The organism is Bosea sp. RAC05 (assembly GCF_001713455.1).
Lineage (GTDB): Bacteria > Pseudomonadota > Alphaproteobacteria > Rhizobiales > Beijerinckiaceae > Allobosea.
This window is the reverse complement of record NZ_CP016463.1, coordinates 437,084-456,224: the sequence shown is the minus strand read 5'-3', so window position 1 is coordinate 456,224 and position 19,141 is coordinate 437,084. Positions and strand designations below refer to the sequence as shown.

The window sequence follows — 19,141 nt, the reverse complement described above, 5'->3', positions numbered from 1 at the left end:
AATCTCAGCCGGCACTTCAGCTATCGTTCTTCACCCTCATCGTCATCCCAGGCATCTCCAGCGTCCTCAGCGTCCCAGTTTTCCGTCTCGATTGCGTCCGCCAGGGTGAAGCCCAGCTCTGAGAGCCTCCCCCGCAGATCGCCGCCAACACGATCGCCATCGAAGAAGACCGGGTCGTTGAACGCGGCGCCGGCCTTGATGTGGTCGATGGCAGATTGGGCGGCCGTCCTGGCTTGGTCCTCAGACATGCCGGCAGGCGCGATCGCAAAGAAGTCCTCGGTGCTGCCATCGCGTACAGAGCTCGGGATGAACACGATCAATGGGGTCGACATGGGGTTTCTCTCTGGCTGATGAGCCCCTTCGATAGGATCACCAGACGCTGCCGCAATTGAATTCCTATTCCCATAGGAGCTCTGGAGTTCTGGGTTTCGGCCCCCGCGGGTACAGTGGTCATGACATCGACAGCGAGTGACCCTGATGCCCCTCTATCTCGTCCGCGAAACCGACATCCCCGCGCCCATGAGCGTGGTGGCAGCCGATCGCGTCGCCGAGTTCGAGGTCGAGGCGCCAGACGCGCGAGCTGCCGCTGCGCTTGTGCTCTTCCGCAAGCCTGGTGCCGTCGTCGATGGCGTCACGCCTCGAAAGGCCATGGACCCCTATCTGGAGAGCTACATCCAGCCGGATCCCAGCCGCTATGCCGGTATCCTGAACATCGGGCTCGGCAAGCCTGAGACAATGCCGGTCTGGGAGCCCACAGACAGGCCCAAGAGCATCGGCGCAATCGCACTGGAGGTCATGCGCCTTCACGCGCTGATCCTCGGGCAGCCCTTCGCCGGCGACTTCTCCGCCGATATGCGCAGCCTGCTCGGCTCCATGATCGACTACGCCAAGTCCGAAGGTGTCGACTTCAACGACATCCTGTCGTCGATTGCCGAGGATTATGAGGTGATCACTCACCGGCAACCGCCGCAGTTCCGGAAGCTGGATCTGGACGATCTGCAGCCGTCGGCGGTCGATCCTCGCGTCGGCCGGAGCGCGGTCATCCTGCACACGCAGCTGGTCGATATCGAGGACAACGACGACCCCGAGATCGGCCTATACCACCTCACCTACACGCTGATCGAGGCAGCCTATCGCAACGTTATCGACTTCCCCGATCTCCTCGACCAGGTCGTCGCCGATCGTACGCCCGCCGCCACCTCGCCCAGGATCTGAGAGCCATGAGCAAGCAGCCTCCCTTCAACATCAGCATCGACACCCTGCACAGCCCCAGCGCCGCAGCCGAGCTCGGCACCATGCGCGGATCCATGGTCGGCGCCGCCGAGAAGAAGGCGCTGCCGGATCGCTTCCTGACGGTCCCTCACGCTCATCGTCCGGCCGTGATCATCCATGACAACGAGACCGGACGGTCGACCACGGTTTCGCTGTGCGACTATCACGGGGCCCGCAAGCTGCTCGGAGATCTGTTCGGACCGCCCAAGCCGACCGCGGCTGAACGCCTCGAGGCACTCGGCCTGCCGCTGATCGTCGAACGGGATGGCTTCAAGGCGATCGGCGGCCCGTCGCTCTTTCACGACGATGACCTGTGCTACCGCATCGAGATCGACGGCGTGGATGGAGGCGAGGTCGGCATCGCTCGCATCGAGCTTCGGGCGAAGGATCGCGTCTTCGTCGTCACCAATCAGGACGGACTTGTCTGCCCAAGGACCACCCTCGATGGAGCACTCGATGTGGTCGAGGACCAGGTGCTTCCGCTCTACGCCTCGGGCCCGCGGCCCTGATGGACAGCCGGGCCCTCAAAGGCCCGGCTTCATCCTCGAAAGCTCATCCTCGCTCAGCGGCCTCTCGATCTCGGGATCGGGGCCGATGAGCTCGCCTGAGGCCGTATCGACCCACCAGCCATCCTCGTCCTTGTGGGCGGTGCCGCTGGCGATGATCACCTGCATCTCGGAATTGTAGACCTCCCAACGACGCAGCATCTCGGCATCGTCAGGCTCGTCCCCGAGGTCTTTGGTCTCGAAGACCGGCCATTTCCGCGGCGGCGCTTCATCGGCCCCGCCGGCGCGGCGCTTCATCCCGTCCTCGATCTGTCGATTGACGAAAGCGGCGAGTGCATCCTTTGGCGTTGCGAAAGCCGCCTTGCTGACCCGCGTACCGTTGGTGTCAGACAGGCACCACTGGCCATTGCCGAGCTTCAGCGCCAGGGCGACGACCTGCCCTTCCTGGTCGACGATGCGCTTCGAGACGCTGTCGTAATTCTCCAGCCGATGGCGAAGGCCCAGCTCGGTTTCCACCCCCAGCGGCGTCAGCCGATAGCCATAGAGGCTGTGCTTGGGCTCCTTGCCGTATTCGATCAGCCCGGCGTGGTTGAGCTCTCGCAGCATCGTGCCGGAGACCTTGCCGACCTCGCCCTTGGCGTTGGGGATCTGCGTAGGGATCACCCAGGCCCCGGAGTGCTTGGCCAGGAAGGCTAGCACATGAACACCCGTTGTTCGCATTGTCGGTTCCCCTGTCGGCTGTGCTAGCGAAGAAGGAGCTTAGCGCCCCATACCCATCAGGCTGCCGACGTATGCGTTATGCGCGGCTTCGTCTTCAGCGATAACCTGTTCGAGTCGGTCCTCGCCGTAAAGCTTCGCATAGCTCTTATCCGCGTGAGGAGCGCCGTCCCAGGTCATGCCGGCGCCGACGATCATCCGGTGGATCGGTTCAGGCATGGCGTGACGAGAGAGCTGCATGACGTCAGCCATCTCCCCGTCCGCGATCATGGCACAGTGCAGGGTCTGCCTGCGATCGAGGGTAGCCTCGTAGATGCAGACCTCACGCCCTTGGAGATCGCCCGCAGCGAGCACCACGCTGCGCACAGCGATCGGCTGGAAGTAGCCAGAGCGCTGCCCCTTCGCCAACTCGGGCGTGATCGTCAGATCGACGATCTGCCCGGCGTCGAAACTGGGATCGAACTTCAGGTCGAGACGGAGCGGTCCCATCAGCTCTTGGCAGACCAGGTACTTCAGGGTGTTCAGGATGGCCGGCGCGTCGTCCTCGTAATAGGACACCCGGTCCGACAATCGGATCTTGCCGTTGCGCGCCCTGGAGACCGAAAGCTCGCCGTCGGTGTTCTTTTTGGTGACCTTGAACGCGACCTGGGCGTCCACCAGTTCGAAAAGAAGGTGGTTCGGGATCATGGAAATGGCTCTCAGGCTGATGAGGAGTTGGGTCGGTCACATGCCGCAGATGGCGGGCCTGAGCGCCTTGATACGCTCGTCATAGGCCGCGTAGTCCGTGATCCCGACGCGAGCGGCCTCGGCCTCGGTCATGCTTCTTGAAGTGGACGACCATCCCGTCGGCGACGCCGACCACCTCGCAATCCTCGATCGTCGACGGATCGATATCTGGATTGAATTCGCTGAGCTTCATGGCGGCACCCTTTCGAACCCGAGCATTGCTGTCGGCCACGAAATGGACAAGCGCTCGGCTTGTTCTTGCTCACGAACTTGATCGCACGGACTAGGCTCGTTGCCCCGCCTTCGAGCCATCAGGCCTTGCGATGCCTTCATCGTCTCGACATCGCATCCGAGATTTTCGTCAGGTCACCCCATAGGACGGAAAGCCGGTACGCCGCCGCTATTGCTAGAGTGCTCTTTTTCTCGCCGGACATAGTCGTTCCTGGCGACGTGGCCAATTCTGATGAGGAGATTCCGTTCCATCGTCTGATAAGCGCGGTAAGCGACTTCAATTTCACCCATCTGCTCTGGCTCCAGCACCTGGGCTGCTGACCAACTTGCAAGATGAGAACGACTGCATGTGAATGCGGCGACGTCATCACACCACAGCAGGTTCTCGTCGTCGATGAACTCGACAACCTTTCTGACAGAGCCATTCTTTTTGCCGATGAAATAGCGGCCAGCCTCGATGGCCTGATATAGGTCTTTCCGGCTTTCGAAAGTGATGATCTGCGTCCTTGCACTCCGCAGTTTCAATGCAGCGGCCGCATCGTCCGTCAGTGCTCGGATCAGCAGTGCGAATGCGCGGTCCTTCAGCTGCTCGAAATCCTGACCCGTCTCGACGATGAGATCGCGTTTGCTCGGGTAGATCCAGTCGATCTCGAAGATCACGCGGATTGGCAGAGATCCGCCCCGGTTGGGTTCCACGCGGCACGTTACCGCTGCCGGCGCAAAACCCGTAGCCCTGGACCAAACCTTTCGAGGGAGCCGGGCGATCGCGGTCTGGCCATGCTCAGTCGCAAACTCGTCCCATTCGATCTTAGGGATCATTGGCTCACTCCTACACAGCACTTCTTACACGATAGCCCCCAATAGGTATGCCGAATCGATGAGTCAAACATGGAGTGATTATTGAGTTCATATTGATTGGCGCGATGGCTGCTTGTTTGCTGCAGACGAAACAATGGATTGTAGCGAAATGAACCATCTTGCCCTGAATGAAGACATCGCCACCCGAACCGCTGCCCGCAAGCTCATCGCCTGCGTGTCACTTGCCTTTGCATTGCTTGTCCCCGCGGCGAGCAATGCCGACTGGAAGGTGACGAAGCGCGAGAATGCCGACGGCACGACGTGGACGTATCGCACTATCAAGCCCACCGACTTCTCGATCACCCGGCTGCCGGAACCGGCGCCGCCGAATGATTGCCCCGGCTTGGCCTTCGAGATCGCAAACCCGAAGCCGGGCGAAGCACCCTGCGTCGGCTACCTTCATAAGCGTCGGTGATCAGGCCTGGCGCTTGGCACATGTCGCCGAGCGCCAGGTTCATCTCCTATGAGGATGCTCGACAGAAGGTAATCCCCGAAGTCATCTGCTTCTATGTCCAAATTGCCGTTATCATCTCCACCAATAGGCCATATCACAACACACCCATGATTTGGACCGAGGGTCAGGTCGATTGCAAAGAACGACCTGTCGCCTCCGTTTTCAATCAGGAGGATCGAAGTCAGCCTGTTGGATTTCCTCCTCGGTCGCACCAATGCCTATGCTCCGCCTGGCATCGTCTCCCTGGCGTATGAGGCGAATGGCCTCCCGAACCGATGTCTCGCCCATTGGTTCCTCGATAATCCATCGTCTGGGTCGTCCAGTATTTGTCCTGGGAAGGGCGAAATGCAGCCCGGCTATCCGGAGCAAATTACGCCCCGCCGGCGGAATCACACACCCGTCCTTTGCTATCCCCATGAATAGCGCCTCATTCCCCTTTATTGGATTCCATGCCGTCGATAATGTCAGCTTCTTTTCTTGTTCCAGTGAGTTCCCATGCCCACCAAGCTCGCCGTGAAGTCGACGCCCCTTTCGAGCCTTCAGAAGATGGTTCAGCTGCCGCTCCTGCAGGAGATCGAAGCCATGGGCGGCCGCGGCAAGCCCGGCGACATTTACGAACGGCTCGCCGAGCGCCTCGATATCCCGAAGGAAGCCACGCAGGCCAAGCGGGAGTACGCCGAGGGTCAGACCTATGACGTGTTCAAGGCGCAGGTGCGCTGGGCCCGCCAGACTGCCGTCATGAAGGGCCTGATCGCCGGCGGTAAACGCGGCATCTGGGAGCTCGCGGATCCCGGCTACAAGGAGCTGGAGAAGGCCAGGCGCGGCGTCACGATCCTCATCTACTCCCTCGACGACGGCGTTGCGCTCTGGGGACACGCCGAGGACGTCGCCAGCACGATCGAGAAGGGCTCAGTCAGCCTGATCCTCACCAGTCCGCCCTACCCTGTCATCAACCGCGCCTATGGCCGCTTCACGGTCCCTGAGTGGCTGGCCTGGATGTCGAGGCTCACCGCGATGTGGCGCGAGCTGCTGACCGAGGACGGCACCCTCGCGGTCAACCTGATGGATGTCTTCAGCGCCGGTTCACCGTGCCTCGACCCTTACGTCGAGCGGTTCACGCTTTCAGCGCTCGACGACCATGGTCTCCATCTCGCCGGCCGGATGCCCTGGCACTCGACGACAAAGATGCCTCACATCCAGTGGTCGGTCCGCCAGCGCGTGCGGCCGAAGAACACGGTCGAGCATGTGCTCCTGTTCTCCAAGAACCCGCACCCGAACTGGGACATCCGGCGCCTGCCCAAGCAGCCTTACAAGGAGCGCTCGCAGCGGCAGCTCGACCGCGACAGCGCCCGGGCCAGCGAACTCCGCCCGTCGGGGTACAACATCAAGAGCGGGACATTCGACCGCAACGACAATGGCCCGATCCCGTCCAACCTGATCATCTCGGGCGGCGTCTCGGGGAACGACGCCTACAGCCGCCGCTGCCGAGAGGCGGGCGTGCCGGCCCACCCTGCCCGCTTCCCCGACGAGATTCCGCGCCGGATCATCCTGACGACCACCGAGCCGGGCCAAGTCTGCTACGACCCGATGGCCGGGTCCAACACCACCGGCAGGGTCGCGCTCGATCTCGGCCGCAAGTTCATCTCGTCCGATGCGATGCTGGCCTATGTGAAGTCGTCGGCTTTCCGTTTCGACCAGCGCCCTGACTTCCAGCGGCATTTCGAGGGGGCGTGAGGTCACGGACCGAGCTTGATGCACATCATTCTCGAAGCTGGCTTTAGGGCCTGAAGCCCTCATCGGGCGCGTCTTCTGGCTCCGGCTCGATCGGTTGATCCAACACCCCAATGACTTCCGGTGCTGCGAAGACCCGGTTTCGCGCGCCTTGGGTCACAGCTTGAAGAATGCCAACCTTCACGAGCTCGGCTACCGCGGCATTAGCAGTAGGAAAGCTGATTTCGAGTGCAGCCTCGAGGCTGCGCACCGTCACCGACGGATAGCCGATGAGATGATCGGCGACCCGGTGCGCTGCACTGTCGACGCGAAGCCCCTTGAGGCGGACTGCCCAGCTCTCCCTGAGAGCCAGCAACTGCTTGGAAACGGCAATCGCGTCGACGCACGAGACCTCGACGCCCTTCGCCAGGAGATCGATCCAGCCGACGTACTCGCCATGGGTTTGGGCGGCGAGCAGCGCATCGTAATACTCACGCTGCCGCCCCTTCAGGAACCCGCCCACATAGACCGGCGAGTGCCCCTCGCCTGCCAACATCAGCGGCATCAGAAGCCGGCCGACGCGACCGTTGCCGTCTCGGAACGGGTGGATCGCCTCGAAGTGGGCGTGCGCAATCGCCATGCGGACGATGATTGAGCTGGGTGTGTCAGCATCCTGGTCGCGCAGATATGCCAACAGGCCGTCCATGAGTTCGGGCACATGGCTGGCTGGAGGCGGTACCAACCTCGCCTCATAGATCGATCGGCCACCGATCCAGTTCTGGATCGTGCGGAACTCCCCAGGCTCGTCCCGGTAATCCTCGACCCCTGCCATCAGGATCTGATGCAGGTGCTTGACCAAGTCAGAGGTGAAGCTGGTGGCACCATTGACGCGCTCAAGCCCGTGTTCGAGGGCGAGCACGTAGTTGTGCGTGACCCTGACGTCGGCGGGTAGGCCCTGGGCGTCTCGGGCGGCTTCGTATTGCAGCAGCTCATCGAACTCGGTGTTGGTGCCTTCCATCTGGCTGCTTCGGACGGCCTCGCGCCTGGCCAGTGTCCGTGTCACCAGAGCCGCATTCGGAAGCAGCTTGAGGGTGGCGTCCATAGCAGCGAGGGCTTCGTGCGCCCTTACGAGCTTGTCGTTGATCGATCCCGTGTTGACGGATCGTGGTGGCGCCGGCGGCACGAGCGCAAAGGCACCGGACCTCCCTTCCACGGAGACCAGGCGCTTCTGCAGCGCTTCGCTGAGGTCTGACCGTTTCACCGTGATCCTTTAATAGCTGGCTCGCTTATTAAAGGATATAGACCGATCCCTTCATAAGACAAGGCGCTATGAAGGGATCTCGCTTTGCCGATTTGGTTACCCCGACCCAGCCTGTGAGACGCATCGTTGCCCATGCGAGCTGGGTATGGCGACGGACCATTCTTATCGAACTCCGTCACACCGATCTTATCGAAGGCTGCCGAACACGGTACAGATTGCCGCTCGCACAGGCTGGGGTCGACGTCACTGACGGTCCAGGAATTCACCCTCGCCGAGATCTTTGGCTGCACCAGAGATGGTAGGGCCATCTGCGCCGAGATAGCTTTGAACTGCAGACCGTCAAACTGGCATTACGGCACGACCTTGATAGCCACGCGGGCGTCTTTTGGTAGCGCGCTCGTCTGCTCGAAGAGATAGGCATTGAACGCCGCTCGGGACAGCATGTCCTCTGCATGGAAATCGTCGATGGCTGACGCCTTTGCGGTGATGAATGGCAGGTTGGGTGCAAGGCGTTCGTTCGCGCCGATCATGCGCCCCGCTTCGACCCATGCCTGGAATAGGCCTGCACCGATCAGTGTATCCGGATCGCGATGAACGGCCTCGAAAAATCCGAGAAAATCATCCGCGATCTCATTCATCTCGCCAGTTTCCGGATCAAGCTGAACGATGCGCTCGTTTGCGATGCCGAATGGATAGCCTAGCGTATCGACTGCAAAAAAGAGCGCAGTGGAAACTTCAGGGCCATATGACGCCTTCCAGGCGGCCGCATTAAATTCCTCAATTGTCGGAATCCCATACATGGCCGTCCCTGACGGGAAAAACAGTAATGCGCCTCTATAGAAGTGAAATCCGTTCGATTGGTGGAGAAGGTTGGCAAGCTTTGATTCGAGGCCCTTATCTGAATTGAATGCAGATTTTCCCTCAGATAGCGGGCCATTGGCCTCGACCTCTTGCTCATCCATTAGCGCGCATCCATTGATATAAATTCTACGTCCGTAGCTGAAGCCGTGATTGCTCCCTGCAATTCCACCTCTGGCACGCTCCTGCGATGGATTATAATATACCGATCGCTCGTTCCATTGCCATATGGCTTAGTTCGACCGCTTTTGAACGAGGAGATCGTTAGCATCCAGTGTGTGCCTGCAGCGCAAACGATCATTGTCTCGGTACACCCTAGAGGTATCAAGTGGATGGCATTCAGGCTCGATGGAGGGTTTGAGGGAGGTCGCAGTTGCGGACCTTATCGAAAGCTGCCGAACACGGTACAAACTACTGCTAACTCAGGCTGAGGTCGACGTCACTGACGGTCAAGGAATTCACCCTCGACGAGATATTCGGCTGCACCAGAGATGGTGGGGTCTTCGTTGCCGAGCGCTCCGACGGCAGCCTCGCCTCGATCAGGGATGTCCCATCCGGCCTGGCCTGCAACTGCATCTGCCCCGGCTGCAGGCGGCCCCTGGTCGCCAAGAAGGGTGACGTCCAGACTCATCACTTCGCACACCACGCTATGGCTTCTGGAGCGACGTGCATCAGCGCCGGCGAGACCGCCCTGCACAAATACGCGAAGGAGCTTCTCAACCGGCGCCTGGTGCTGGGCATTCCCGGTCTGGTCATCGGCGACGAAGACGACAAGGAGACCGTCGTCACTGCCAGACGCTGGTCATTCGAGCGCGCGGATCTCGAACAGCGCCAGGGCGAGATCATTCCTGACGTCGTTGTCCACTCCGGCGGGCGCCGGCTGATCGTCGAGTTCATGGTCACCCATGCCTGCGACGAGACGAAGATCGAGCGCATCCGGCAGATGGACGTTGGCGCGATCGAGGTCGATCTGTCTGGCTACCGTGACGCCAATGCCGCGCAACTGGCAAAGGCCATCCTGTTCGACGCGCCCCGCCATTGGCTTCATAATCCCCGCACCGCGGCTGCGGCCGCTCTTATTGCCCAGCGCAAGGCCGATCGGGCAGCCGAACGAGCAGCTCGTGTGGCCGCGGCGGCGGCGCGCTATGTGCACAAGAGGCCTTCAACAGACCGAGGTGACGGGCGCTTCGAAGACGCCGTCAGACAAGAAGGCATGGGCAAGCTGATCAACCTGCCCGTTCTCGGCGCCGGCTGCTTCACAGTCACTGTCGCTGAGTGGCAAGCCTATGTCCTCGCAACGATCACCATGGGCCAGCCCATCACCATTGACAGGCTGCTCGGGAAGATGGACGAGCTCGGCTGGATCGAGCCGTCGTTCCAAAGGCTGCCGTTCTCGATTGCCGCCGATATCGCCGAGCTCAACCCGCTCTTCGCTACCCCCTATGGCGCGATTCGCTTCTATCTCAGCGCGCTGCGGGAGCGATCGGCAACGCAGGAACACGATGGCATCTGGATGCAATCGGCACTGCTCGCTCAACAGCTGGAAGCCGCCCGAGCCAAACGCCTCCGGCCGATCAGGCGGCGCCAGGAGATCCAAGACCTGGTTATGCCCTTGATCAACGCGCTTCCGGGTCCCGAGCGTGAAGGATTCGCCTTCGATACCTGGGCCCAGACGGAGATCCCGGGGCTGGGGCATTCCCTGGCTCACGCTGTCCATTTCGACGATGAACAGTGGTTCGGGTTCAGGAAGCTGGTCACCAGGCTCGCCGAAAAGCTCGGCTTCAGGCCCAAGGCGGACCTGGATCTGCTCGGGCTGCCCTTGAAGGCCGAGCTCACCAGGATCGTCGAGCGCGATGCTGCGAAAGACGCCGAGCGGCTTCGCCTGCGGCAAGAGGAGGCGGAAGCCGCGGCCGCCAAGCGCGAGCGCAGCCTCAAGGTCCGTGCCTGGGAGGCTTTGGGTGGATACGCCGAGGAATGGCTCGCAACGGCCCAGGAGAAGCTCCAGGGCATGACACCGGTCGAAAGCGCACGCTCCAGCCCCGCCGGCGACGAGAAGGCTTTCTATGCACTCGATCGCCGCATCCGAGAGTACGAGGCGGAGCAGAAGCGTCTGGGGATCAGGGATCAGGCCATCGAGACCCTGCGATCAGAGGTCGAGCGGGTCCTTGATCGCAGTCGCGCGCGCCTCTGGATGACGACCACGCAGCCACGCCTGGGAATGTCTCCCGAGTCCTATGTCGTCGACGAGGTCACGCTAGCCCGATGTCGGGAGCTGCTGCCGGCGAAGCGGTGATGGGTGGCACCACTCCGCAGACCATAGTGAGGGCAGATGGTTCGCATTGAAGCAGTCTCGTCGGCGTCACTTGCCATCGAGCTTGACGCGGCATCGCCGGACGACAATACGGGCCTTGGAGCGATCGAACGCCGAGAAGAAGCCATTGCGCTCATTCAGTTCAGAGGCGCTGATTTCCCCACTACGCAGCCGCTCGGCATCTCGCTCTCGCGAGGCGCTCTTCGCTTCACGTCGCTCTGCGACGCTATATGAACGTGCGGCTGCCATGAAAGCTAATGGCCGTCCAGAACTAGGGGCCTCAGAGGGCCATTCTAGCAAGGAACGTGTGGAGGTCCAACCGCCTCATGCGCTCACGTAAAATGCGACGTAGCTGACAGCATGAACGTCAACGCCTCCGCGCAAGGATAGTGCTATCTGACACGTCGCCTCGGGGCCACTGCATTGATGGATTTCGAAATGATGGGCACCATGATTGGTGCTCGGGCTGCGATCCGCGAGGTTGCTTCAAGCGCACAGACAATTATCGACCAAATGGGCGATGAGATTTCACGCAAGGATGGCGTGATCGCCCGGCAGAAATCCGAGATTTCCGCCAAGGATGATTTGATCGCTCGGCAGAAGGCTGCGATTTCCAATAGGGATGGCGTGATCGCCCGCAAATCGGCCGAGGTCGCTTCGAAGGATGCCGAGATCTCGCATTTGCGCACTGCGCTCATCCTTGCGCAGGCCAGCAGTGCGGGGCTGAAGGCATCGATTTTCAGATTGCAAGACGAACTGGTTGAAAAGAGTCCAACGACAGGGGTTATGGAACCAAAAGATCGACCTCTCGACTACACCACTATCGTTGCTAAGGTTGCTGAGGCATGCGGGAAAGCCTTCGATGAACATGCGAGAGCCCACGGTCTGATGAACCCTGAAGCATATCGAGGGCGTGCATAGACACCGAGGGTTCAGCAATGCCTATTCGATTGCCCGTGCCAGCGATTGTGCGCAGCCAAATTTCCGTCGAGGCGTAGGACGCTTACGACGAAGAGCCATCCAATCGGCGATCCATTTATTCCAGAAACCTATTCCAATAATCCTTGACAGCCATCATGCCTTGTCGTATAAGAAAGTCGAATTCGGGCGCAGGCCCAAGCGTTGGAGTGACGTAGCCGTGATGGACTTCGAGAACATGGGCACCATGATCGGCGCGCGGGCGGCGATCGACGACGTGGCTGCTCGTGCCCGCGCCATGTCGGATGCCAAGGACGCTGAGATCGCGCGACTGAAGGCGACGCTGGCCGTTGAGATCGCGCATGCAGCTGGCCTCAACGCATCGCTCGACGCAATGAAGGCGGCTATGGCGCGAGTAAGCCCCTCTGAGCCGCTCCTTGCAGCGACCGGCCGCGTCTTTACTGACGGTTCGAAGGAGACGAGGCTGTCGCTTGTCTACGCGAAGGCATTCGATCTTGCTGCCAAAGCAAAGGGTCTGATGAACCCAGAGCGTCTCCGTTCTCAGTACCGTTGAGCTTGATGGAGGCTAAACGGCCTCCATCAAGCTTTCTTACCCGGATCAGGCGGCAGCGCTGCAGGGGGCTGCTGCCCGTCTCCGCTGATAGGCTGCTTTCCACGCGCACGCATAGCGCTCGCATTTCCCGTGCCCTGAGCGAGCGACGACGCGCGCCGCTCGATGCCACCGACGAAGATGCCGGTTGTCTGCTTGGCATCATGGTCGTCTCCGAGACGATCGCCGCCCTGGCCGAACCAGCGAGACACGCGCTCCGGAATGTCCGTGATCAGCTGGAAGGAGCGGATCGCGATCTGGAAATCGAGATAGGACATGAGGACGATCATGATCAGCATGCCGATGATGCCGATCGAGGACGACTGCGAGAGCGCGTTCGAGGCCGGGATGAAGGTGTAATTCACGAACCAGAGCATCGCACCGAAGACGATGTAGCTCAGCACGACGCCGAAGATCATGAGCACCGGCCGCAGGATCAGGTTGAACGCGACCATGTAGCCGGGCTTCTGGACGTTATCGACGAACTCCTGACCGTCCATGCGGATGTGGAAGAAGGCCCACAGAGGCGCAGCTGCGAGGCCCTCGACGACCAGCGTCAGCATGCCGGCCACGAAGAACACCGTCATGATGTAGGGGATCATCGGGATGACGAAGGCGTGAAGGGCGCCGGCCGCCAGGATCGCCAGGATCACCATCGTCAGGAACGGTGTTAGGAACCCGAAGGCACCCTTGACCATCGAGATGGCACCCGAGAAGAAATTCGCGACCTTGCCGATAGCTTGCTTTTCGCCGCCCTCGATCGCGCCGGCCATGGCCGCTCCACTGACCAGCGCCACCTGTGACGAGACCAGCAGGCCGTTGCCGTACGAGATCATGTCACCCATCGGGTTGATGACGAGCTGCGTGCTGTCGGAGCGCTTGTTGTAGGCATTCGCAAGGCCGCCGAAGACTTGGTTCAGCACATAGGAGACAGGGTTCGAGCTGGTCTCGCTGACCGCCTGTGACGCCTGCGACATCGATGAGTTCGAGGTGGTGATCTCGCGCATGTTGCCGTCCCACCAGGCATCGAACTGGATCATCGCGCCGGGGTTCTCCTTGGTGCCAGACAGCGCGTCCGCAATGAAGGCGCTTTGGCCGTTGGTGCGCGTCGGCGAAACCTGTCCGATCTGGAGGCCTTCCGAGGCCGCGGCATAGACGCGTGCCTGGACGCGAGCGAGCGTCAGGAAGTAGACGCCCGAGGCTGCCCAGCCATCCTTCTTCGCCTGCTCGCGGAGCTGGCGGATCTCGTTCGAGTTGTTCGGATCGGAGGAGTTCAGCGCCTGCATGACCGAATTCGTGACCGCCGTGATGTAGCCTTCACGCGCTTGTTTGAAGAGCTCCATTTTTTCGTTCGCAGTCCCCTGATCCGAGAACATGCGCGCCGCCCCCTGGCCGCTGCCCTGAGTGGTGAAATAGGTCTGGGCGGCCTGGTTGGCGAAATTGCGCAGGCCCTCGTTGTTGACGATCTGGGTGATCGCCTCCTTCTTGGCATCGAGCATCCTCTGCTCGTTCTGGCGCTCGGGCGTATCCCGATCCGTGGTCAGGTTCAGCGAGATCTTGCCGCAGACCGGACCGAAATCCATGTCCTGGGACTTCTGGATCTGCCAGTAGCTGGGGTCCTTCCAGGCAGGAGGCAGCGAGATCTGGGCGTTCTGGATCCCGAGACGCTGGTTGCCGATATTGACCACCTCGGCGCACAGCGTCTTTTCGAAGACAGCCTTCACCGCGGCCGTGGCATTGGCCTGGTTGCCCATCTTCACAGTGTCCTGGGCAGCTGCCTGCGCCCCAGGCAGTGTTCCAACAGTGACAGTGTCGATGTACGGGGCCCAGACGAAGTTGGCGATGTTGCCGCCCCAGGCGATCAGGTAGAGCACGAGGATCTGCGCGGCGCAGAGACCCTTCACGGCCGGCACGAGCATGCCAAAGCCCAGCACGACGCGCATCGGGGCCCAGACCTCGTGGTAGTTGCTGCCGAGAGCCTTGCCTTCCTTGGCGCTGGCGACGAGGCCCTTCAGGATGTGCCAGCCGGTCATGGCGGAACCGATGAAGAGCAGCGTGCCCGAGAAGGCCATGAAGCCGTTCTTGATGGCCGTGTGAAAGGCCTGGACGCCAATGTCGGGGGTGCTGACGGGCCCCGCGTCCGGGATCACGTAGGACATGAGGCGCATGAACAGGTCAGGCGTCTTCTGGGTCTCGAAGATCTGGCTCGGGCTCATCTGCGCGTAGGCGAGATCAGGCATCAGGACCGCGAGCATGGCGCCGGCGAGCGCGATGGCGAAGAGCGCTGCCTTTGAGCCAGGCTTTGTCGTCGGCACCGGCACGGGTGCGCGCGGGGCTTTCTTGGGCCAAATGTCGCCGGACTTCAGGTAATCGGTGATCGCATCGAGGCGCCGGCGACGAAACATCCAGTTCGTGTAGCCGGCGCGCAGAGCCAGAGCTGCAAGCGCCGGAATCAGCGCCAGGCGGAACATGATCTCGAAGATGATCATGATGCCGGAGCTCAGCCCTCCACCGATCAGCCCGCCGATGCCCCAGGCTGCGCCGAGCGCGAGCAGAACCGTGAAGAGCCAGAACTGGCGGTAGGTGTTGTCGACCGAGCGGTTGACGTCGGCGAGTGATCGGCCGTTTGCCTGCATCGCGGCCCGAAAGCGCTCGCGGCTGTCCTCGATGTCCGCCGAAATGGCCACGCCGGCTTCATCTTGGCGGAACGTGTAGCGGAACAGGCTTCCCCAGCGCGACTTCGCATCCCCGACCGGGCCGCTGAAAGACGACGTGGACCGCTTGAGCGCGGTGAAGCCGCTGAGGTAGCCGAACTTGGACGTCTTCCAGTCCTTCGAGCCGATGATCGTGTCCTGAAGGACATCCTTGGCGCCATCAGCGGCTTCCCGGCCCAGGCTCGAATTGTCGGTCTTGCTGCGATCGGACATGAGGATCCACGATTCTCAAGAAATGAGACTACACCCGTGGATTCTCACTCGGATCGATGAAAGTGTCGAGCCAAGGATTGGTGGATATCCAGTCCGGACGGCGGACTCGCGATTGTTCCTGCTCGGATCGACTGATAGTTCGATCCTTGTGGGCCATTACCTGCCATCGGGATGATCATCAGTTGAGCGACGACACCACGCCCCCTCCCGTGAGCCTTAACCCGTCATCCGACATCAAGCCGCCGGCCGCCGGCCGCGTGGCCGCGGTCGTCGACGCCTGGAACGCCAAGCGCAGCGAGTTCGTGATCAATCGCCATATCGGCAATCACCCGTCCTTTGTGTGCCGAAAGGACACCGAGGAGGTCGTCTTCGGGCCTGATGCGGATGATGCCTGCTGGCGCTTCCTCGACGAGCAGTGTGCCGCAGCCGTCCTGGCATCGCTGCCGCCGGTTCGGGCGACCGTGTCAGGTCTGCGCTTGGCGGCCGCGAAGGACTTCGTCGGGGCTAACCCCACTCCCGCCTCAGCGGCCGCATCCGAGTCCGGTGACGTGCCTGCTTCGGCGAGGTCAGAGATCACGCGGATGGCGCAGCATCTCGGTTGCGACGACAAGCCGACGACCGTATTCCGTCAAGCGTTGCGTCTGGCTAAGCGGAATGCCTATGCGCTTCGGCAAGAGGCGTGGGCGCGGTGGTGGGATCCCTCCACCGGCCACGAGCCGTTGGACAGTGGCGACGCTCAAAGCGTCGCATACAACGCCTTCTGCGAGGGCTGGGATCAGCACCGCGAACTTGCCCCTCGCCCTACGAAGAGCGATCCGACTGCGCCGGTGACGATCAAGGTAACCGGCATTCGGCCGCTGGACTGGCGGGCAAGCAAGCACGACATGCATTACGCCGATCCCGATACGGCGTTCTGCGGCTACGTGATTGCGCAGACAGAGGATCGAGTCACCTGGCGTCCTTCGGACAGCGACGAATGGCGCCCTGCTGATGATCTGGCTCATGCCAAGTCGGCCGTTCAAGCAGACTTTCTGCAGCGCCTTTCCAAGTTCGTTTTCCTGGCTGCGGCGGGCGTTTCAGGGGCGCCGGGCAGCTGGGACGGTCTCTCGCCTTTGCAACAGGCTGTCGTTTCGGCCTGGAACTTCATGCAGAGCCCGACCAGCTATTCCGAGATCGAGAAGCGCTTCGTCTTCGAATTGCTCGATGCCGCTCACAAGGATGTCTACGGACGTGGTCACGTGACCGTGGATGTGCCCTCCTCTGCAATGATCGAGGGTATCGCGCGCCCGATCTACGAGGAGATGGGCTACCATTTCGACGGTCGCACCATCCTGGCAGATGGCAAGCCCTACGGGGACTGGGCGCTCGCCATCAGGTGCGCGGAGCGTGTCGTCGGCCATATCGCCAGTCCCCCGGCGCCCGCGGCGGATGCGAGTGATCCGGCAATCGCCGACGACATCCGGGCACTCGGTTGGGCGGTTGCCGTCCATAACGACTATCGACTGCGTGGAGAGGCGCACACGTTCTGGCTCTTCACGAAAGATGGTCGCGCGATCAAGGGTGAGGGCCTCTCGGATGCGGATGCCCTGAACCAGGTGCGCGCTGAGATCGCCAGCATCAGCGGCGAGAGTGAGCGACATGGCTGAACGACTGGAGCTGCCGTGGTCCGAGGAGCAGGTCGCCGCTCTCAACCAGTACCAACGAGGGGGGCAGTATCACCCGTTCACTTGCGGCGGTGACCGCAGCGACGACGCTCACGTCGCCTATGCCACTGCGCACGGCGAGGATAGCGGCCTTCTGGTCGCTACCAAGGATGGCTGGGTCTGCCCCGTATGCGGATATCGGCAAGCCTGGGCGCACGGCTTTATGGCGATCTGAGCTACGCGGGCCGGCAACCCACCCTGGGACCGAGGCATTGTCCCGGAGATCCCATGACCAGAAATCGGAAGAGAGGATCCAGGAAATGCTTGGCGACAAGCCTCATGGCTCGGACGCCGCTGCGGCAGCGGTGGGTGGTGAGCTTTCGACCAACAGCGGGTCTGAGCGTCACATCGCGACGTTGACGAGGCTGATCCTGCAGCTCTCCAGGAATGTGCCTGACAGCAATGTCTGGAAGGAGAGGTCGATCGACTACCTCAAGCGGAATGGGCTGCTGAGCGGCGTATTCCGCGGTGCCACGGCGCCCGAGAAGCTGTTGGGAGAAGAGGGCGTGACCGTCTGGTTCGGCGCAATGCCAGAGAGCAACGGCAAATCAAACTGGACCGCTCTCCTGTTGCGCAAGGAGGGATCCCCGATCGAAGCGATGGCCGATGCCGTGACGCTCGAAAGGTCTGAATACAAGGACCGTGTTCGCTATGTGGCTGACCGGGCTCGCTGGGTTCTCGGCGAGATCAGCGAGCGCCCGGATGTGCTCGACTATGATCCGGACCTTGTCGAGCCTCCGGAGCTCGATGCGTCAGCGAAATCCGACTGATCAGCTCATCTGAGCATGAATTGGGGACGGCCAGTGTGGCGGCGCGCTCTTGGCTTGTTCCTGTCAGTTCGGACTGATACCCCAATCCTGTGGCCGGCGTAGCACAGCGGTAGTGCAGCGGTTTTGTAAACCGAAGGTCGGGAGTTCGATCCTCTCCGCCGGCACCATTTCCTTAGCACCGCATCAGCGAGCGGCCCGCATCAGTTTGAGGCGCCGCACTGCCTCGTTCCAGGTCACGTCGGGGGCGAGCAGGTAGTTGGTGAGCGCAAGGCCTGCCGCCTGCAACTCTCCCTCGGGAGCCGGGCTCTGGGCACTCCCGACTTCAGCGTGTGCCTCCACACTCGACAAAGCCGCCACCCACCGCTTTTTCTCCAGCTCGATCTTGCGCTCGGTCTCGCGTTTGGCTGAAGGCCCGTTGGCGGGATGGCGCAGATGGGTGCGATAGCTGGCGGGATAGTCGACCGCGCAGGCGACGCGAAGCATTTCGTCGGTCTGCTCGACCGGGACGACCATGCATGCGGTCCCGTTGGCCGTGAGACCCCGCTTCCCGATCGTGAGGATCGGATTGGTCAGCGCAGCGAATGCGGCCGCGAGCTGCTGGCGTAGGATGTCGCGCTGCTCTTCGCCGACGTCGCAGAAGGCTACGCGCGACTGCGGTCGACAGGCGAGGAAGGCGTCGACAGCGTTTTCGAGATCCTGGTCGATCATGTCCTGTCGTCGTCCTTCCACGTCTCAATGAAGGCCATCACCTCTTGTGCCTTCGAGATCGCATACTCGATCGACAGCCGTGCTGTGCGCTCGTGCGCGGCAAGAGCCTCGATCTGAGCCGGGTCGTTACCGGAAGGGCCGAGCCTCATCTCCTGAACGCGAGCCAATCCCTGCTCTCGCATAATGAAATCCTCCGGCCGCAGGATCCGGGCCAGACCGACCAGGCGTGCAGTCGCGACGTCGGTTTCCGCCTTTGCGAGCAGGGCGTCCAGTTCCGCCCCCTTGTCCCGCTGCTCCTTCTCGATGCGAGCCCGGCGGGCCTCATCTTCGTCACGCCGGCGCTGCCAATCCGCATCACCCCACATGGGCATCGTCCTTTTTGGGTTGGGGGATCTGATCTCGGCCCGAAGGCGTGATTTCGAAGCCGCCATGAACGTAGGCCGTGAGCCAACCTGCCGAGACCATCGCAGCCGCGTTCTTGTTCCAGGCTACACGTTCGAAGCCAACCAGGTAGGGGCGCTCGACGAGGCCCCCAGGGTGGTTAGCCGCGGACTGCAGGATCTGCAGTCGCTTCTCCGTCAGGCGAAGGGGGCTCATGACG

23 protein-coding genes and 1 tRNA gene are annotated in these 19,141 nt (G+C 61.6%); 12 read left to right on the top strand and 12 right to left on the bottom strand.

All coding sequences use genetic code 11. From position 1 onward, the window contains the following. Positions 1-20: 20 nt before the first annotated feature. Positions 21-332 (bottom strand): hypothetical protein, encoded by a 312-nt coding sequence (locus BSY19_RS02260; protein WP_069052688.1) that lies wholly within the window; start codon positions 330-332, stop codon positions 21-23. A gap of 145 nt (positions 333-477) precedes the next feature. Here BSY19_RS02260 and BSY19_RS02255 point away from each other — a divergent pair, with 145 nt between their 5' ends. Both BSY19_RS02255 and BSY19_RS02250 read left to right on the top strand, forming a co-directional pair. Further along, entirely contained in the window at positions 478-1,215 is a 738-nt protein-coding gene (locus BSY19_RS02255) for a hypothetical protein (RefSeq protein WP_210184371.1), read from the top strand. Positions 1,216-1,220: 5 nt separating this feature from the next. After that, positions 1,221-1,781: a hypothetical protein gene (locus BSY19_RS02250; RefSeq protein ID WP_069052686.1), complete on the top strand. Its 561-nt coding sequence runs from the start codon at positions 1,221-1,223 to the stop codon at positions 1,779-1,781. Between the two features lie 15 nt (positions 1,782-1,796). Here the strand turns inward: BSY19_RS02250 and BSY19_RS27800 are convergent, their stop codons facing one another. The 4 genes from BSY19_RS27800 to BSY19_RS02235 all read right to left on the bottom strand — a co-directional run bounded on the left by BSY19_RS27800 (position 1,797) and on the right by BSY19_RS02235 (position 4,271). Continuing rightward, on the bottom strand, positions 1,797-2,498 hold the full coding sequence (locus BSY19_RS27800) for a hypothetical protein (protein WP_171905065.1): 702 nt from the start codon (positions 2,496-2,498) through the stop codon (positions 1,797-1,799). Positions 2,499-2,537: 39 nt separating this feature from the next. Continuing rightward, positions 2,538-3,182, bottom strand: coding sequence for a hypothetical protein (locus BSY19_RS02240; protein ID WP_069052684.1), 645 nt, complete (start codon positions 3,180-3,182; stop codon positions 2,538-2,540). 79 nt (positions 3,183-3,261) lie between these two features. Next, positions 3,262-3,414 (bottom strand): hypothetical protein, encoded by a 153-nt coding sequence (locus BSY19_RS27795; RefSeq protein ID WP_171905064.1) that lies wholly within the window; start codon positions 3,412-3,414, stop codon positions 3,262-3,264. 173 nt (positions 3,415-3,587) lie between these two features. Continuing rightward, positions 3,588-4,271 carry a hypothetical protein gene (locus BSY19_RS02235; protein ID WP_069052683.1) on the bottom strand — a complete coding sequence of 228 codons (684 nt, stop codon included), beginning with the start codon at positions 4,269-4,271 and terminating at the stop codon, positions 3,588-3,590. Between the two features lie 148 nt (positions 4,272-4,419). On the opposite strand from BSY19_RS02235, the gene BSY19_RS02230 reads away from it, so the two are divergent. Together BSY19_RS02230 and BSY19_RS02225 are read left to right on the top strand one after the other, a co-directional pair. Further along, on the top strand, positions 4,420-4,725 hold the full coding sequence (locus BSY19_RS02230) for a hypothetical protein (protein ID WP_069052682.1): 306 nt from the start codon (positions 4,420-4,422) through the stop codon (positions 4,723-4,725). Between the two features lie 534 nt (positions 4,726-5,259). Then, positions 5,260-6,498, top strand: coding sequence for a site-specific DNA-methyltransferase (locus BSY19_RS02225; protein WP_069052681.1), 1,239 nt, complete (start codon positions 5,260-5,262; stop codon positions 6,496-6,498). 43 nt (positions 6,499-6,541) lie between these two features. Here BSY19_RS02225 and BSY19_RS02220 read toward each other — a convergent pair whose 3' ends face one another. The 3 genes from BSY19_RS02220 to BSY19_RS26865 form a co-directional block, all read right to left on the bottom strand. Next, positions 6,542-7,735 (bottom strand): Fic family protein, encoded by a 1,194-nt coding sequence (locus BSY19_RS02220; RefSeq protein ID WP_069052680.1) that lies wholly within the window; start codon positions 7,733-7,735, stop codon positions 6,542-6,544. 350 nt (positions 7,736-8,085) lie between these two features. Further along, complete coding sequence (locus tag BSY19_RS27335; protein ID WP_150129417.1) at positions 8,086-8,697, bottom strand: hypothetical protein; 612 nt, start codon at positions 8,695-8,697, stop codon at positions 8,086-8,088. Positions 8,698-9,032: 335 nt separating this feature from the next. Beyond that, positions 9,033-9,224 carry a hypothetical protein gene (locus BSY19_RS26865; protein WP_150129416.1) on the bottom strand — a complete coding sequence of 64 codons (192 nt, stop codon included), beginning with the start codon at positions 9,222-9,224 and terminating at the stop codon, positions 9,033-9,035. Between BSY19_RS26865 and BSY19_RS02210 the strand changes: the two genes are divergently transcribed. The 4 genes from BSY19_RS02210 to BSY19_RS02200 all read left to right on the top strand — a co-directional run bounded on the left by BSY19_RS02210 (position 9,132) and on the right by BSY19_RS02200 (position 12,396). After that, on the top strand, positions 9,132-10,886 hold the full coding sequence (locus BSY19_RS02210; RefSeq protein WP_442856651.1) for a competence protein CoiA family protein: 1,755 nt from the start codon (positions 9,132-9,134) through the stop codon (positions 10,884-10,886). The two genes, BSY19_RS26865 and BSY19_RS02210, sit on opposite strands and share 93 nt — an antisense overlap. A 36-nt stretch (positions 10,887-10,922) precedes the next feature. Beyond that, a complete protein-coding gene (locus BSY19_RS27790; RefSeq protein ID WP_171905063.1) occupies positions 10,923-11,138 on the top strand; it encodes a hypothetical protein in 216 nt (71 codons plus the stop codon). 204 nt (positions 11,139-11,342) lie between these two features. Further along, the gene (locus BSY19_RS02205) at positions 11,343-11,825 is read left to right on the top strand and encodes a hypothetical protein (protein ID WP_210184370.1); all 483 of its coding nucleotides are present in this window, start codon (positions 11,343-11,345) and stop codon (positions 11,823-11,825) included. Positions 11,826-12,045: 220 nt separating this feature from the next. After that, entirely contained in the window at positions 12,046-12,396 is a 351-nt protein-coding gene (locus BSY19_RS02200) for a hypothetical protein (protein ID WP_069052676.1), read from the top strand. A gap of 26 nt (positions 12,397-12,422) precedes the next feature. Here BSY19_RS02200 and BSY19_RS02195 read toward each other — a convergent pair whose 3' ends face one another. Then, positions 12,423-15,359 carry a DotA/TraY family protein gene (locus BSY19_RS02195; protein WP_069052675.1) on the bottom strand — a complete coding sequence of 979 codons (2,937 nt, stop codon included), beginning with the start codon at positions 15,357-15,359 and terminating at the stop codon, positions 12,423-12,425. 182 nt (positions 15,360-15,541) lie between these two features. Here BSY19_RS02195 and BSY19_RS02190 point away from each other — a divergent pair, with 182 nt between their 5' ends. From BSY19_RS02190 to BSY19_RS02175, 4 genes are all read left to right on the top strand, one after another. Beyond that, positions 15,542-17,005: a GNAT family protein gene (locus BSY19_RS02190; protein WP_069052674.1), complete on the top strand. Its 1,464-nt coding sequence runs from the start codon at positions 15,542-15,544 to the stop codon at positions 17,003-17,005. Continuing rightward, on the top strand, positions 16,998-17,237 hold the full coding sequence (locus tag BSY19_RS02185; protein ID WP_069052673.1) for a hypothetical protein: 240 nt from the start codon (positions 16,998-17,000) through the stop codon (positions 17,235-17,237). Before BSY19_RS02190 ends, BSY19_RS02185 begins: the two co-directional genes overlap by 8 nt. 85 nt (positions 17,238-17,322) lie before the next feature. Continuing rightward, positions 17,323-17,832 (top strand): hypothetical protein, encoded by a 510-nt coding sequence (locus BSY19_RS02180; protein WP_069052672.1) that lies wholly within the window; start codon positions 17,323-17,325, stop codon positions 17,830-17,832. Between the two features lie 92 nt (positions 17,833-17,924). After that, positions 17,925-17,999 (top strand) — tRNA-Thr (locus BSY19_RS02175). 16 nt (positions 18,000-18,015) lie between these two features. On the opposite strand, the gene BSY19_RS02170 is transcribed toward BSY19_RS02175, so the two are convergent. Genes BSY19_RS02170 through BSY19_RS02160 form a run of 3 tightly spaced genes read right to left on the bottom strand, consistent with a single transcriptional unit; the run spans position 18,016 to position 19,137 of the window. Continuing rightward, positions 18,016-18,540 (bottom strand): hypothetical protein, encoded by a 525-nt coding sequence (locus BSY19_RS02170; RefSeq protein WP_069052671.1) that lies wholly within the window; start codon positions 18,538-18,540, stop codon positions 18,016-18,018. After that, positions 18,537-18,905, bottom strand: coding sequence for a hypothetical protein (locus tag BSY19_RS02165; protein WP_069052670.1), 369 nt, complete (start codon positions 18,903-18,905; stop codon positions 18,537-18,539). The genes BSY19_RS02170 and BSY19_RS02165 overlap by 4 nt, the downstream gene beginning before the upstream one ends. Beyond that, positions 18,895-19,137, bottom strand: coding sequence for a hypothetical protein (locus BSY19_RS02160; RefSeq protein ID WP_069052669.1), 243 nt, complete (start codon positions 19,135-19,137; stop codon positions 18,895-18,897). Before BSY19_RS02160 ends, BSY19_RS02165 begins: the two co-directional genes overlap by 11 nt. Positions 19,138-19,141 lie beyond the last annotated feature (4 nt).